At 59.9% G+C, this 12,896-nt stretch carries 13 protein-coding genes; 10 read left to right on the top strand and 3 right to left on the bottom strand.

What is annotated here, in order from left to right; genetic code table 11:
* The first annotated feature begins 209 nt into the window (after positions 1-209).
* A complete protein-coding gene (locus ACNA1V_RS02425; RefSeq protein WP_415831984.1) occupies positions 210-1,322 on the top strand; it encodes a branched-chain amino acid ABC transporter substrate-binding protein in 1,113 nt (370 codons plus the stop codon).
* Between the two features lie 161 nt (positions 1,323-1,483).
* On the opposite strand, the gene ACNA1V_RS02420 is transcribed toward ACNA1V_RS02425, so the two are convergent.
* Positions 1,484-2,440 (bottom strand): NAD(P)H-dependent flavin oxidoreductase, encoded by a 957-nt coding sequence (locus tag ACNA1V_RS02420; protein WP_415831983.1) that lies wholly within the window; start codon positions 2,438-2,440, stop codon positions 1,484-1,486.
* Positions 2,441-2,742: 302 nt separating this feature from the next.
* Here ACNA1V_RS02420 and ubiA point away from each other — a divergent pair, with 302 nt between their 5' ends.
* The 8 genes from ubiA to ACNA1V_RS02380 all read left to right on the top strand — a co-directional run bounded on the left by ubiA (position 2,743) and on the right by ACNA1V_RS02380 (position 10,719).
* On the top strand, positions 2,743-3,627 hold the full coding sequence (gene ubiA / locus ACNA1V_RS02415) for a 4-hydroxybenzoate octaprenyltransferase (protein ID WP_415831982.1): 885 nt from the start codon (positions 2,743-2,745) through the stop codon (positions 3,625-3,627).
* Positions 3,628-3,667: 40 nt separating this feature from the next.
* The gene (proC, locus tag ACNA1V_RS02410; RefSeq protein ID WP_415831981.1) at positions 3,668-4,489 is read left to right on the top strand and encodes a pyrroline-5-carboxylate reductase; all 822 of its coding nucleotides are present in this window, start codon (positions 3,668-3,670) and stop codon (positions 4,487-4,489) included.
* 188 nt (positions 4,490-4,677) lie between these two features.
* Complete coding sequence (gene livH / locus ACNA1V_RS02405) at positions 4,678-5,601, top strand: high-affinity branched-chain amino acid ABC transporter permease LivH (protein ID WP_415831980.1); 924 nt, start codon at positions 4,678-4,680, stop codon at positions 5,599-5,601.
* Positions 5,601-6,824 (top strand): high-affinity branched-chain amino acid ABC transporter permease LivM, encoded by a 1,224-nt coding sequence (locus ACNA1V_RS02400; protein ID WP_415831979.1) that lies wholly within the window; start codon positions 5,601-5,603, stop codon positions 6,822-6,824. The genes livH and ACNA1V_RS02400 overlap by 1 nt, the downstream gene beginning before the upstream one ends.
* Positions 6,821-7,588, top strand: coding sequence for a high-affinity branched-chain amino acid ABC transporter ATP-binding protein LivG (gene livG / locus ACNA1V_RS02395; protein ID WP_415831978.1), 768 nt, complete (start codon positions 6,821-6,823; stop codon positions 7,586-7,588). Before ACNA1V_RS02400 ends, livG begins: the two co-directional genes overlap by 4 nt.
* Positions 7,588-8,289: an ABC transporter ATP-binding protein gene (locus ACNA1V_RS02390; RefSeq protein ID WP_415832031.1), complete on the top strand. Its 702-nt coding sequence runs from the start codon at positions 7,588-7,590 to the stop codon at positions 8,287-8,289. Before livG ends, ACNA1V_RS02390 begins: the two co-directional genes overlap by 1 nt.
* Positions 8,290-8,448: 159 nt before the next feature.
* The gene (gene epsC / locus ACNA1V_RS02385) at positions 8,449-9,423 is read left to right on the top strand and encodes a serine O-acetyltransferase EpsC (RefSeq protein WP_415831977.1); all 975 of its coding nucleotides are present in this window, start codon (positions 8,449-8,451) and stop codon (positions 9,421-9,423) included.
* A 243-nt stretch (positions 9,424-9,666) separates the two neighbouring features.
* Positions 9,667-10,719, top strand: coding sequence for a hemin-degrading factor (locus tag ACNA1V_RS02380; protein WP_415831976.1), 1,053 nt, complete (start codon positions 9,667-9,669; stop codon positions 10,717-10,719).
* Positions 10,720-10,862: 143 nt separating this feature from the next.
* Here the strand turns inward: ACNA1V_RS02380 and ACNA1V_RS02375 are convergent, their stop codons facing one another.
* Positions 10,863-11,759: an EamA family transporter gene (locus tag ACNA1V_RS02375; protein ID WP_415831975.1), complete on the bottom strand. Its 897-nt coding sequence runs from the start codon at positions 11,757-11,759 to the stop codon at positions 10,863-10,865.
* A gap of 165 nt (positions 11,760-11,924) precedes the next feature.
* Between ACNA1V_RS02375 and ACNA1V_RS02370 the strand changes: the two genes are divergently transcribed.
* Positions 11,925-12,383 (top strand): Lrp/AsnC family transcriptional regulator, encoded by a 459-nt coding sequence (locus ACNA1V_RS02370; protein ID WP_415832030.1) that lies wholly within the window; start codon positions 11,925-11,927, stop codon positions 12,381-12,383.
* On the opposite strand, the gene ACNA1V_RS02365 is transcribed toward ACNA1V_RS02370, so the two are convergent.
* Positions 12,384-12,863, bottom strand: coding sequence for a disulfide bond formation protein B (locus ACNA1V_RS02365; RefSeq protein WP_415831974.1), 480 nt, complete (start codon positions 12,861-12,863; stop codon positions 12,384-12,386). It lies immediately after the preceding gene.
* Positions 12,864-12,896: the final 33 nt, after the last annotated feature.

Here is a 12,896-nt window from a genome sequence, read left to right as displayed (position 1 = left end):
TTTCCTGGTTCCGAGGGTAGGCGAGCCCGGCGTTTATCCACATTGCTTTACATGAAATCGACAGTCTTAGGGTTAGGCCGGGCGTCCGCGTGGCCGTGGCATCGTGTATGCTCAAACCATGAGGCGGGACGCCCCGCGGCGCGTTCTCGCGCAAAAGGTGGCCTGCTCCTTCCATCGCATCCCTATTGCATCACTAGAGGAACCGTTACATGAAAGCTGTATTCAAACTGGCACCGATTGCGTTCTCCTTGTTTGGTTTGGCGGCTGCCGCGAATGCGGATACGCTGAAAATTGCCGTTGTCGGCCCTGTAACGGGTGCGGTGACGCAGTATGGCGATATGGTGCGCGAAGGCGTGTTCACGGCGGTCGAGCAATACAATGCCAAGGGTGGCGTAAACGGCAAGCAGGTCGAACTGCAAGTGATCGACGACGCCTGCGAACCCAAGCAAGGCCCGGTCGCGGCCAATAACGTGGTGAATGCCGGTATCGGTTTCGTCGTGGGCCACGTCTGCTCCGGCGCCACCATTGCCGCCGCCGATATCTATGACAGCGAAGGCGTGGTCATGATCTCGCCCTCGGCCACGGCGCCCGCGCTGACCGACGGCAAGGACTATGAATTCATTTTCCGCACGATCGGTCGTGACGACCAGCAAGGCCCGGCTGCGGGCAAGTTTATTGTCGAAACGCTCAAGCCCTCGAAGGTTGCGGTGTTGCATGACAAGCAATCGTATGGCCAGGGCATTGCTACTGCGGTACGCGATACCGTCAAGGCCGGTGGCATTGATGTGGCCGTCTTCGAAGGGATCAATGCTGGCGACACCGATTATTCCGCCGTCATTACCAAGCTGAAGTCGGCGGGTGTTGATTTCGTGTATTTCGGCGGCTATCACCCCGAACTCGGCCTGTTGCTGCGCCAGGCGGCGGAGCAAGGCCTGAAGGCACGCTTCATGGGCCCTGAGGGCGCGGGCAACCCGGATATCAACGCCATTGCCGGCCCAGCGGTCGAAGGCATGTTGCTGACCTTGCCGGCCGACTTCAGCTCGGATCCGGCCAATGCGGAAGTGGTGCGTCTCTTCAAGGAAAAGGGTCGCAATCCCAGCGGCGCTTTCCAGCTGCAGGCCTATGCCGCCACGCAGGCGTTGTTTGATGCGATCAACGCAACGAAGAGCGAAGACCCCGAGGTCATCGCCAAGTACCTGCACGCCAACAGCTTCAAGACACCGATCGGCGACATTTCCTGGAACAAGCAAGGCGACCTGAACGACTTCAAGTTCTCCGTTTATTCCTGGCACTCCGACGGCAGCCAGAAGCTGGTGCAGTAAGCCTGGCATCCCTCCGCCAAGGGGGGACGCAAACCAGCAAACCCCTCGACCGCCATGCGAAGGCGGTCGAGGGGTTTTTCATGGGGATGCGCTAACTTCTGCTGACGCCCCGAGTGTCTGGGCACAGGCCCGGCGACTTGGCGCTCAGGGTGCCGGGCGTGTCAGAGCGCCAACCGTCGCCGCGCCTGGTCATATTCGCGTTGCAGCTGGGCGATGTAGTCGGCGGCGGTTTGCACGCGTTGCACGGCGCCTATGCCCTGGCCGCAACCCCAGATGTCCTTCCAGGCCTTGGCGGCCCGGTCTGCGCCGAAATTCATGTGCGTCGGGTCACTGACGGGCAGGTGGTCGGGGTCCAGGCCTGACGCAATGATCGACGGTTTCAGGTAGTTGCCATGAATGCCGGTGAAGTAGTTGGTATAGATGATGTCGTCGGAGCTGCCTGCGACGATGGCTTGCTTGTACGCGTCGGCAGCCCGGGCTTCCTCGGTGGCGATGAAAGCCGAACCGATATAGGCAAAGTCTGCGCCGATAGCCTGGGCCGCCAGAATGCCATTACCGGTGGAGATGGCGCCAGATAGCGCCAGCGGCCCGTCGAACCAGGCACGGATTTCTTCGATCAATGCAAACGGATGCTTGGTGCCGGCATGTCCGCCCGCGCCACTGGCCACGGCAATCAGGCCATCGGCACCCTTGGCGATGGCCTTGCGGGCAAAGGTGTTGTTGATCACATCATGCAGGACGATCCCGCCATAGCCATGGGCGGCCTGATTGATCTCCGGCTGGGCTCCCAGGGAGGTGATGATGATGGGCACCTTGTACTTGACGCACAAAGCCATGTCGTGTTCCAGCCGCTCATTGCTACGATGGACGATCTGATTGATGGCGAACGGAGCCGCCGGTTGATCTGGATGGGCCCGGTTATGGGCGTCCAGGCTTTCAGTGATTTCTGCCAGCCAATCTTCCAGCTGCGCAGCTGGCCGTGCATTGAGCGCAGGCATGGATCCGACGATGCCGGCCTTGCACTGTGCAATGACCAGCCTGGGCGTGCTGACGATGAACATCGGTGATGCAATGACGGGCAGGCTCAGCCGGCTGAGCACAGGGGGCAGCTGTGACATCTATCTCTCTCCTTGTCATGGGCGCGGACACAGCATCAGGGATGGGCTGGCCTGCCTTTGCTTCTGTGCGGGATTGTGGCCGATTATGCAGCGCTGAACGACCCGTGCGCGGATCCGGGCGTGGATGCCGTCGCGTCAATCCGCATCGTAACGTTCCGTCGGACATGTCGCGTCAGGCTCAGCATTGAATCGGCGCTGAACGATCATCGGGCAGCCGTTACAATGTGCGCTTCACTGGCGCTGACCGCAATGAAATCGTTCGAAAAATGCGGGCCGTGCCGTGCCGGAGGGGGATTTATTCGATGACCATGGAAGCCTTGAAGCCTGATTTTTTCCAGCGGCTGGGCCTGTATGCCCGGCTGACGCGGCTGGACAAGCCTATCGGTTCGCTATTGCTGTTATGGCCCACCTTGTGGGCGCTCTGGGCCGCCAGCGGAGGCCGGCCGTCTTGGTACATCCTGATCGTTTTCGTTATCGGCACGGTATTGATGCGCTCTGCTGGTTGTGCCGTCAATGATTACTTCGACCGTGATTTCGATCGGCATGTTGACCGTACGCAGGAGCGGGTGCTGACCACAGGCAAAATCAGCGGCAAAGAGGCACTGCTGGTTGCCGCCGCGCTGGCGCTGGTGTCGTTGATCCTGATTTTGCCGCTCAATGCCTTGACGCTGTGGTTGTCCTTGCCCGCGGTGTTTCTGGCAGTGACCTATCCGCTGATGAAGCGTTTTTTTGCCATCCCACAGGCGTATCTGGGGATTGCCTTCGGCTTTGGCATTCCCATGGGCTACGCTGCGGTGCAGAATGCGCTGCCGCTGGAAGCCTGGATCATGCTGGCTGCCAATGTTTGCTGGGCGATTGCCTACGATACGGAATATGCGATGGTGGATCGCGAGGACGATATCAAGCTCGGACTCAAGACCTCGGCCGTGACCTTCGGCTCCTGGGATGTGACGATGGTGGCGTTCTTTTATGCGGCGACACTGTCATTGCTGGGGATTTTCGGCGGCATGAAGGGCTATCAGAGCTGGTTCTGGGCGGGTCTGGCCGTCGCGGCCATGATTGCGTTGCGCCATCTGGTCTGGATACGCGGGCGCGATCGTGCAGCCTGCTTCCGCGCGTTTCTCAATAACACCTGGTTCGGCTTTGCGGTCTTTGCCGGGATTTTCCTGGAAACCATGCTGGGATAACACTAGCACCTGCCGGGGGCAGGAAGAGGGGGAGTGTTTCATGTCTAGCGATTTGCGAATTGCCTTTATCGGCGGCGGCAATATGGCCGCTGCGCTGGGTGCCGGGCTGGCGGGCAAGCTGTGTCCCGCTGATCATATCCATGTCGTTGATATCAACGAAGACATCCGCGCGCGCTGGCAAGGCCTGGGCAGCACGGCGGCAGCCAGTGCTGACGAAACCTTGCGGTCATGCAATGTCTGGATCTATGCCGTCAAGCCGCAGGTCATGGCGCAGGTGGTCGAGGCCACGCGTCCATGGCTGGCGCCCGGCACGCTGGTGATCAGCATTGCGGCCGGGATTACATTGGCGCGTTTCGAGCAATGGCTGGCCGGCGCGCAGGCCTTGCGGCTCGTGCGTTGCATGCCCAACACGCCGGCCCTGGTCGGTGCCGGGGCCTCCGGGCTGTATGCCAGCGCAGCGGTACCGCAGGCGCAGCGGGATTTGGCGACATCCATCCTGGCTGCCGTGGGAACTGTGACCTGGGTCGAGCAGGAAGCACAGCTGGATGCCGTGACGGCTTTGTCCGGTAGCGGACCGGCCTATATTTTCCTGCTGATCGAAGCCTTGACCGCTGGGGGTGAGCGGCTGGGACTGGTACAAGCGGATGCCCAGGCGCTGGCCATTCAGACGGTGCTGGGTGCTGCGCAACTGGCTGCTGCATCCAGTGAAACGCCTGCCGTGCTGCGCCAGCGCGTTACTTCTCCTGGCGGTACGACTGCGGCCGCCCTACAGGTTTTCGAGCAGCGCGAATGGCCCGCGATCGTGGCCGACGCCATGGCCGCTGCGGCGCGTCGTGCCGAAGAACTCAGCCAGGGTTCTTAGGGAACGTTTGTTTAAGGGTTTCTACTAAACCTGCTATTCATTGGCCTGTTGAAAGACGGCAATGGCAGTAGGGGAATGTAGAATTGCCGTTTTGGCATCGCAGCTTGCGTTGCTTCCAATCGTTTCCATCCGCACGCAAACCCTTGCATGCACTTGTGCCGGGGTTTGCGCAGGCTGAGTTTTTTCCTATGTCCGACCTTCTCCCACAAATTGTCCAGCAGCTGTTCAACGGCTTATCGCTGGGCGCGATCTATGCGCTGATCGCCATTGGCTACACCATGGTGTATGGCATCATCGGCATGATCAACTTCGCCCACGGCGAAATCTACATGATCGGCGCCTATGTCGGTCTGGTCACCTTGACGGCCATCGGTACACAGACAGGCATGCCGCTGTATCTGGTGATTGCCATCATGCTGATTGTTTCGGTTGCGGTAACAGGCGCCTATGGCTTCGCCGTCGAGCGCATTGCTTACCGGCCGGTGCGTGGCGGGCCCAGGCTGGTTGCCCTGATTTCCGCGATCGGTATGTCCATTTTCCTGCAGAACTGGGTCGCCTTGGGCCAGGGCTCCCGCGATATGGCCGTGCCTGCGCTGATTTCCGGCGGGCTGCAGTTCCATCTGTCCGGCTTTGACGTCATGTTGCCGTACTCGCGCATCCTGATCATTGTGGTCACTGTCGTGATGATGGTCGGGTTAACGCTGTTCATCAAGCATTCCCGGATGGGCCGAGCCTCGCGTGCCTGCTCGCAGGATATGCGCATGGCCAATCTGCTGGGGATAGACACCAATCGGGTGATTTCCTTCACCTTTGTGCTGGGCGCCATGTTGGCCGCCGTAGGCGGGGTGCTGATCGCCATTACCATCGGCAAGCTCAACCCTTATATTGGTTTTATCGCTGGCATCAAGGCGTTTACCGCTGCCGTGCTGGGTGGCATCGGCAGCATACCTGGCGCCATGCTGGGCGGCGTCATCCTGGGGCTGGCGGAAACCTTTGCTGCAGCATTCCTGTCCTCGCAATACAAGGACATTGTCGCTTTCGGACTGTTGGTATTGGTGTTGCTGTTCCGTCCTACCGGACTGCTGGGTAAACCGGAAGTGGAAAAAGTCTGATGGCAAACTCCTTCAAGAACGCAATCATTGCGGCGTTGATGACGGCGGTCATCATTACGCCGGTGTTCGGCCTGCAGCTGGTGCGCCAGGGGGCCGGGATGACGTTGAACCCGGAATGGGATCTGGTGGTACTGGGCTGCGGCATCGTTTTCGTTTTTCATTTATTCAAGCCCTTGCTGGCGCGTCTGTTTGGCGGCGTCAAGACGCCCAGCATGCCTGTCTTGCCGGCTAGCGGCCAGCGCTGGCTGGGCATTCTGCTGATATTGCTGGCCTTTATCTGGCCGTTCTTCGGCAATCGCAGCCAGGTGGATATCGGTACCGTCGTGATGATCTACATCATGCTGGGCCTGGGGCTGAATATTGTGGTGGGCTTTGCCGGCCTGCTGGATCTGGGCTTTGTCGGCTTCTATGCGGTGGGCGCCTATACCTACGCCTTGCTGTATCACTTCTATGGCTGGGGGTTCTGGGAGGCTTTGCCGCTTGCCGGAGTGATGGCCGCCCTGTTCGGCTTTGTGCTCGGTTTCCCCGTGTTGCGGCTGCGCGGTGACTATCTGGCGATCGTAACGCTAGGGTTTGGTGAAATCATCCGTTTGCTGCTGGTCAACATGACCACGCTGACCGGCGGCCCTGACGGTATCTCCGGTATTCCCAAGCCCACCGTGTTCGGCTATGAAATGACGCGCAGGGTGAAAGGCGAAGGAGAAAGCTTCCATCAGATGATGGGTTGGGATTTCGATTCCCAGCACATGATGATCTATCTGTATCTGATGGCGCTGGTGCTGGCGCTGATCACCCTGTATGTCTCCAACCGCTTGGTGCGCATGCCTGTCGGGCGTGCGTGGGAAGCGTTGCGCGAGGATGAAATCGCCTGCCGCTCACTGGGTTTGAATCCGACCCGCATCAAGCTGTCCGCATTTACGCTGGGCGCGGCCTTCGCCGGCTTTGGCGGTGCGTTCTATGCGGCGCGTCAGGGCATGGTCAATCCGGAGTCCTTTACCTTCATCGAGTCCGCATTGATTCTGGCGGTGGTGGTATTGGGGGGGATGGGCTCGCAGATCGGCGTCATCCTGGCGGCCATTATCCTGACGATCCTGCCGGAAGTGGCACGGGAGTTTGCCGAGTACCGCATGTTGCTGTTCGGTCTGGTCATGGTGTTGATGATGATATGGCGTCCGCAAGGTTTGCTGCCGGTGCAACGTCCGCATGTGGAGTTGCAGAAATGAGCGCGCCTCTGTTGAGTGTCCAAGACCTGAGCATGCGCTTTGGCGGGTTGCTGGCGGTGGATGGCGTTGCCTTCGATGTCCAGCCGGAAGAAGTGTTCGCCATCATCGGCCCCAACGGCGCCGGCAAGACGACGGTGTTCAACTGCGTTGGCGGTTTTTACCGGCCTTCCAGCGGTAGCGTGCAGATGCAGGGACAGGAAATTGCAGGCCTGCCCAGTCATAAGGTGGCGCGGTATGGCCTGGTGCGTACCTTTCAGAACGTGCGCTTGTTCAAGCAGCTGACGGTGCTGGAAAACCTGCTGGTGGCTCAGCATACCCAGGTCGAAAACGGCTTGCTGCGCGGGCTGCTCAAGCTGCCGTCCTATCGGCGTGCGGAACAGAAAGCGCAGGAGCGCGCAGTGTATTGGCTCGAATTCATGGGCTTGCTGCAGTACGCCAACCGCGAGGCAGGCAACCTGGCTTACGGGCACCAGCGCCGCCTGGAAATCGCACGCTGCATGATTACCAAGCCACGCTTGCTGATGCTGGATGAGCCTGCGGCTGGCCTGAATCCGCAGGAAAAGGTCGAGCTGCAGGGGCTGGTGAATCGGCTGCGCCGGGAATTCAATGTTTCAGTGCTGCTGATCGAACACGATATGAAGCTGGTGATGGGCGTTTCTGACCGCATCCTGGTCATGGAGCATGGCAAACCCATTATTACCGGCCTGCCTGACGAAGTTCGCAACGATCCGCGCGTCATCAAGGCATACCTGGGTGAGGAATGATGTTAAAGCTTGAGAATATCCATACCCACTATGGCGCCATCCAGGCCTTGGACGATGTCAGCGTGGAAGTTGCGCAGGGCGAGATCGTGACGCTGATCGGCAGCAATGGCGCGGGCAAAACGACGCTGCTGATGACGATTTGCGGCACGCCCCGAGCGACATCCGGCAGGGTGCTTTTCGAAGGCCGGGATATCAGCAAAGAGCCAACGCACCGCATTATGCGTGGCGGTATTGCCATTTCGCCGGAAGGACGGCGAGTCTTTCCCGATCTGAGCGTGCTCGACAACCTCAAGATGGGCGGTTTTTTTGCCAATCGGGACGAAATGCATGAAGGGATAGAGCATGCCTTCTCTCTGTTTCCCCGCTTGAAGGAACGCGCCGGCCAGCGTGCCGGTACGATGTCCGGCGGCGAGCAGCAGATGCTGGCCATCGGCCGCGCGCTGATGTCCCGGCCCAGATTGCTGTTGCTCGACGAGCCGACATTGGGTCTGGCGCCATTGATCATCGCCCAAATCTTCGACATCATTCGTACCATCCGGGAAGAGGGGATTACCGTATTCCTGGTCGAACAGAACGCCAACAAGGCGCTGCAGGTCGCGGATCGCGGATATGTGCTGGAAAACGGGCGCATCGTGCTGGCTGACAGCGGCGCCAACTTGCTGGCCAACGACGAGGTTCGCAAAGCTTATCTCGGCGCCTGACATCGGGGGGGCTTGCCCTTGCCGGCGGCAGGGTTTCAATCCTTCAGGGGCCCGAGAGTCATTACGATGGCTGTTTCAAACATCTGCCGGTTCCGGCTGGCAGATGGCAATCCATGACGGCTAATGGCCCGAGTAGCAGATAGGGAGCACGATATACCCATGAGTGTATCGACCGACAAACCAGAGATCCGGCAATCGCCCTGCCAGGAAGAGAGCGGTTGGGAATTGCAAGAGATCGTTGCCAGCCTGCGCGATGCGCGCCGGGATTGGCGCAGCCGCAGCGGGCGCTTGCGCGAAGTGGGCGGCGCGCGCGAGTTTCCCTCCGTGGAAGAGATTCGCGGCATCGTCAATATGCTGTGCGGCGCCTTGTTTCCCATGCGCCTGGGACCCCTGGACCTGCACGAGGATAACGAGGACGCCTATGTTCAGCTGACATTGGCCAATGCGATGCGGCAGCTGGAACGTCAGGTGCTGCTGGAGCTGAGTTATCTGGCGCGTCAGCGCCATGCGCCGTGCGAAGAACTGGCGCATCAGGCGCATCATGTCGCCCGTAAGTTTGCGGCCAGCCTGCCTGAGGTACGCCGCATGATAGATACCGATGTCATTGCCGCATTCCAGGGCGACCCGGCGGCGCGCAGCGTGGATGAAGTCCTGCTGAGCTACCCAGGCGTCAAGGCCATCATTCATCATCGGCTCGCGCATGTGCTGTATAGCCTGGATGCGCCGCTGGTGGCCCGGATCATCGCTGAAATCGCCCATGCGGATACCGGTATAGACATTCATCCGGGTGCCCGGATTGGCGGCAGCTTTTTCATTGACCACGGCACAGGCGTGGTGATCGGTGAAACCACCATCATCGGCGAACGGGTGCGTCTGTACCAGGCCGTCACGCTGGGCGCGAAACGTTTTCCGGCCACGCCGGACGGCGCGCTCAAGAAAGGCCTGCCACGCCATCCGATTCTGGAAGATGATGTCGTGGTCTATGCCGGGGCGACCGTATTGGGCCGGATTACCGTTGGCCGGGCCTCGATTATCGGCGGCAACGTCTGGCTGACGAATAGCGTGCCGCCTGGCAGCAATATCACGCAGGCCAGTGCCATCAATGCAGATTCAGACGGCACACGCAAAGAATGAGTACGCCGGAAACGCCCTGTACACGGGCCGCAGCCCATGTTGCGGCCTGAGCCTGTCCCGGGATGTTTTCCGGCATCCTGCGGCGGTGCGCACATAGAATGCCGCCGCCACTGATTACTTGGGTAGAATGCTGCCATGCCATATTCAGGGCATGGTTCGGAAGCGCGGATGGGGCAGGCTGCCCAAAGTCCTGCACGACTGGCTTCCGGCCCCATCCCAGCTGTGTTTGTTTCAGGAAATCCTATGACCAATACTGATTTTTCCTCTCGCGCCCAGGCGTTGCGCGCCCGTTACGACGAACTCAAGCAGGCGCGGCCGCAACTGCGCGCGCGTGATATGGCGACGGAACTGGGCGTTACTGAAGTCGAGCTGGTCGCCGCTGGCGCTGGTGGTGTCGAGAGCACCATGCTGTCTTACGAACGTCCGCAAGATGTTTTCCGCGAATTGGGCAGCCTGGGCCGCGTCATGGCCTTGACGCGCAATGACTGGTGCGTGCACGAGCGCAAAGGCAGCTATCTGGATGTGAAGGCGGAAGGCCCCGTTGGCCTGGTGCTGGGCCCGGATATCGACTTGCGCGTCTTCTTCAAAGACTGGGCCTCGGCCTGGGATGTCAAGCAAGGTGAACTGCGCAGCCTGCAGTTCTTTGACCGCGCTGGCGTTGCCGTGCACAAGGTCTATCTGCAGCCGCAAAGCGATGTTCAGGCGTATGAAGCCCTGGTCGCCAAGTTCCGTGCAGCCGAACCGGTGTGGCCGCAGCTGTCCGCTATCGAAACGCCGGTCGAACCGGATACCGTCAGCGATGCAGCGGCTTTGCGCAGCGCCTGGCTGGACATGAAAGACACGCACGAATTTTTCCCCTTGCTCAAGCGCTTCAAGGTCAGCCGCCTGGGTGCGCTGCATGCGGCAGGCAAGGATCTGGCCCAGGAAGTGCCGGCCGATACGCTGCAGCGCGTGCTGGAAGGCTCGGCGGCTACCGGAACGGAAATCATGTGCTTCGTGGGTAACCATGGCATGATCCAGATCCACAGCGGCCCGGTGCATAACCTGAAGACCATGGGCGACTGGTACAACGTGCTGGATCCCGATTTCAACCTGCACCTGAAGACCTCGGCCATCGCCTCGGCATGGATCGTCAACAAGCCGACCAGCGACGGTTGGGTGACTTCGCTCGAACTGTACGCCGACAACGGCGAAATCATTGCGCAGTTCTTCGGTGCCCGTAAACCGGGCAAGCCGGAACTGGCTGCATGGCGTGAGCTGTTGGTATCCTTGGCGCCCGAACCCCTGGCTGCCTGAACCGTCCGCATTGCTTGCGTCCATGCCCGGGAATTTTCTGGGGGTGGGCAGCAAGGCTAGCATCCGCCCGGCAAAGCCTTGCGCTTTGCCGGGTTTTTTGCGTCAAGATACAGGCCTTCTGAAAACCGTGGGCATGCTGCGTGTCAAGGTGCGGAGAGCCCCGCTTCAGGGACGGTTTTGCGCCGTTGCTGATGCGCGGAATAGGCGCATCCCATGGAGGCCGACATGATCATGGCGATAGCCAGCCATTGGAGGGCCGTCAGGTGTTCATCCAGCAGGATCAGCGCCAGCAAGGCAGCCACCGCGGGTTCCATGCTGATCATGATGCCGAAGGCCTGGGAGGGCAGACGCTTGAGCGCCACCATTTCCAGCATCATCGGTATGGCACTGGAAATCAGCGCTACGCCCAGGCCGATCAGCAGCACCCAAGGGGATAGCAGTGCCAGGCCTGCATGCACCGCACCAACCGGAACCACCAGCAAGGTGGCAACAGCCAGGCCCAACGGCACGGACAGGCCGGCATGCAGATGGCCGACACGCTTGCCGAAAACAATGTAGGTGGCCCAGAAGAATGCAGCGGCCAAAGCGTACATCACACCAACGGGATCGAGCTTGCTGACATCATGGCCCAATGGCAGCAGCAGCCACAACCCGCCAATGGCCATCGCGACCCAAAGAAAATCCTGCAGCCGCCGCGAGGCCAGCATGGCAATCGCCAGCGGCCCGGCGAATTCAATCGCCACGGCAATACCGAATGGAATCGTGCGCAGCGCCAGGTAAAAGCACAGGTTCATGGCACCCAGGGCAAGGCCGTAAAAGATGATGGCCCGGGTATCGCGGTGTGTCAGGCGCCAGCGCCAGGGACGCCAGAACAGTAATAGCAATACGGCGGCAAAACCGACGCGTATGGCGGTTGTTCCCTGTGCGCCGATCAAAGGGAACAGGGTACGCTTGGCCAATGAGGTTCCTATGCCCAGGCAGGCGACAGAACCAAGGATGGCCAGCAGGGGCAGGAAGGCGGAGTAACGAGATTGGGACATGACGCAATTTTATTGCGCCATACTGGAAATATCGGCTCTAATTAGCCTTGCCCCATGCAACTTTCACTCGATATGGCACCGTTAAACAAGATTTCCACACCGACTACGGTGTCTTCCGTAAAAAGCACGAGCGCCTCCGTCCCGCGGGATAGCGGCAACCTGAGCATGGATGATTTTGATCTGGCCATTCTTGATATCCTGCAACGCGACAATACGACCGCACAGCGGGAGATCGCCCAGGCCGTGAACCTTTCCGCGCCTGCGGTGCAGCGGCGTATTGCACGTTTGCGTGATAGCGGGGTAATCCTGGCGGAAACAGCGGTGTTGAATGCAAGCTTGCTCGGGCGCCCCCTGACCATCATGGTAGAGGTGCATGTCCATGACGAACATCCCGCCAAAACAGCGGGCTTGCGTGGCCGTATCCAGGCCGAAGCGGCAGTGCAGCAGTGCTACAGCATTACCGGGGAAGCCGATTATCTGCTGGTGCTGACGGCATCCACCATGGCTGATTTTGAGGCGATTACCGAGCGCCTGTTCGGTGGAGACGAAAACGTACGGCGTTTTCGGACTTCCGTAGCGCTCGGTTGCCTGAAATTGGGTTTACAGATACCGCTGAAGGCCTGATCAAGTACGTTTGAACAAGGCCCAGATCAGCGCCAGGGTCAGTACGACAAACAATCCCAGGCTCCAGAGCGCGAATTCTATTCCGAAGACATAGGCCGTCGCATCCATGCAGCTTGCATAGATGCCGAACAGCCAGCTGGCGCCTTCTTCCAGGCCGGATTCAATCATCAGCCGATCGGCAAAGGTACGGTCGCAGGAAAACATCTGTGCCGCCACGCTGTGCTGGTACCAGGCTGCCACGATGCCTGCAATTCCCAGCAGTGCCGCGGCGGTGCCGGCGATACGGCGGCCCACGCCCTGGCCCGGGATCAAGGCGCCGATCAAGGCAAATACCCCCAGCACCAGGTAGATCAGACGCTGCATGGAACACCAGGCACATGGCTGCAGGTCGTACATGTATTGGGCGATCAGCGCTGCACCGACCGCAGCAAAAGATAACACGGCGACAAGAAGCAGCAGACAGCGTGATGAGAGTTTCATAATCAGTGATGCGAAAGGTGGAAAGTGTTCCGT

It is taken from the genome of Kerstersia similis (assembly GCF_965139615.1).
Taxonomy (GTDB): domain Bacteria; phylum Pseudomonadota; class Gammaproteobacteria; order Burkholderiales; family Burkholderiaceae_B; genus Kerstersia; species Kerstersia similis.
Note: the sequence above shows the minus strand (reverse complement) of the source record. Positions and strands in the feature narration are given on the sequence as shown.

Coding starts and splice junctions, on each gene's coding strand:
- livG (WP_415831978.1), top strand. CDS start 6,821: ATGAGCGCGCCTCTGTTGAGTGTCCAAGACCTGAGCATGCGCTTTGGC.
- ubiA (WP_415831982.1), top strand. CDS start 2,743: ATGACCATGGAAGCCTTGAAGCCTGATTTTTTCCAGCGGCTGGGCCTG.
- ACNA1V_RS02365 (WP_415831974.1), bottom strand. CDS start 12,863: ATGAAACTCTCATCACGCTGTCTGCTGCTTCTTGTCGCCGTGTTATCT.
- ACNA1V_RS02400 (WP_415831979.1), top strand. CDS start 5,601: ATGGCAAACTCCTTCAAGAACGCAATCATTGCGGCGTTGATGACGGCG.
- livH (WP_415831980.1), top strand. CDS start 4,678: ATGTCCGACCTTCTCCCACAAATTGTCCAGCAGCTGTTCAACGGCTTA.
- ACNA1V_RS02420 (WP_415831983.1), bottom strand. CDS start 2,440: ATGTCACAGCTGCCCCCTGTGCTCAGCCGGCTGAGCCTGCCCGTCATT.
- ACNA1V_RS02370 (WP_415832030.1), top strand. CDS start 11,925: ATGGATGATTTTGATCTGGCCATTCTTGATATCCTGCAACGCGACAAT.
- ACNA1V_RS02375 (WP_415831975.1), bottom strand. CDS start 11,759: ATGTCCCAATCTCGTTACTCCGCCTTCCTGCCCCTGCTGGCCATCCTT.
- epsC (WP_415831977.1), top strand. CDS start 8,449: ATGAGTGTATCGACCGACAAACCAGAGATCCGGCAATCGCCCTGCCAG.
- ACNA1V_RS02380 (WP_415831976.1), top strand. CDS start 9,667: ATGACCAATACTGATTTTTCCTCTCGCGCCCAGGCGTTGCGCGCCCGT.
- ACNA1V_RS02390 (WP_415832031.1), top strand. CDS start 7,588: ATGTTAAAGCTTGAGAATATCCATACCCACTATGGCGCCATCCAGGCC.
- ACNA1V_RS02425 (WP_415831984.1), top strand. CDS start 210: ATGAAAGCTGTATTCAAACTGGCACCGATTGCGTTCTCCTTGTTTGGT.
- proC (WP_415831981.1), top strand. CDS start 3,668: ATGTCTAGCGATTTGCGAATTGCCTTTATCGGCGGCGGCAATATGGCC.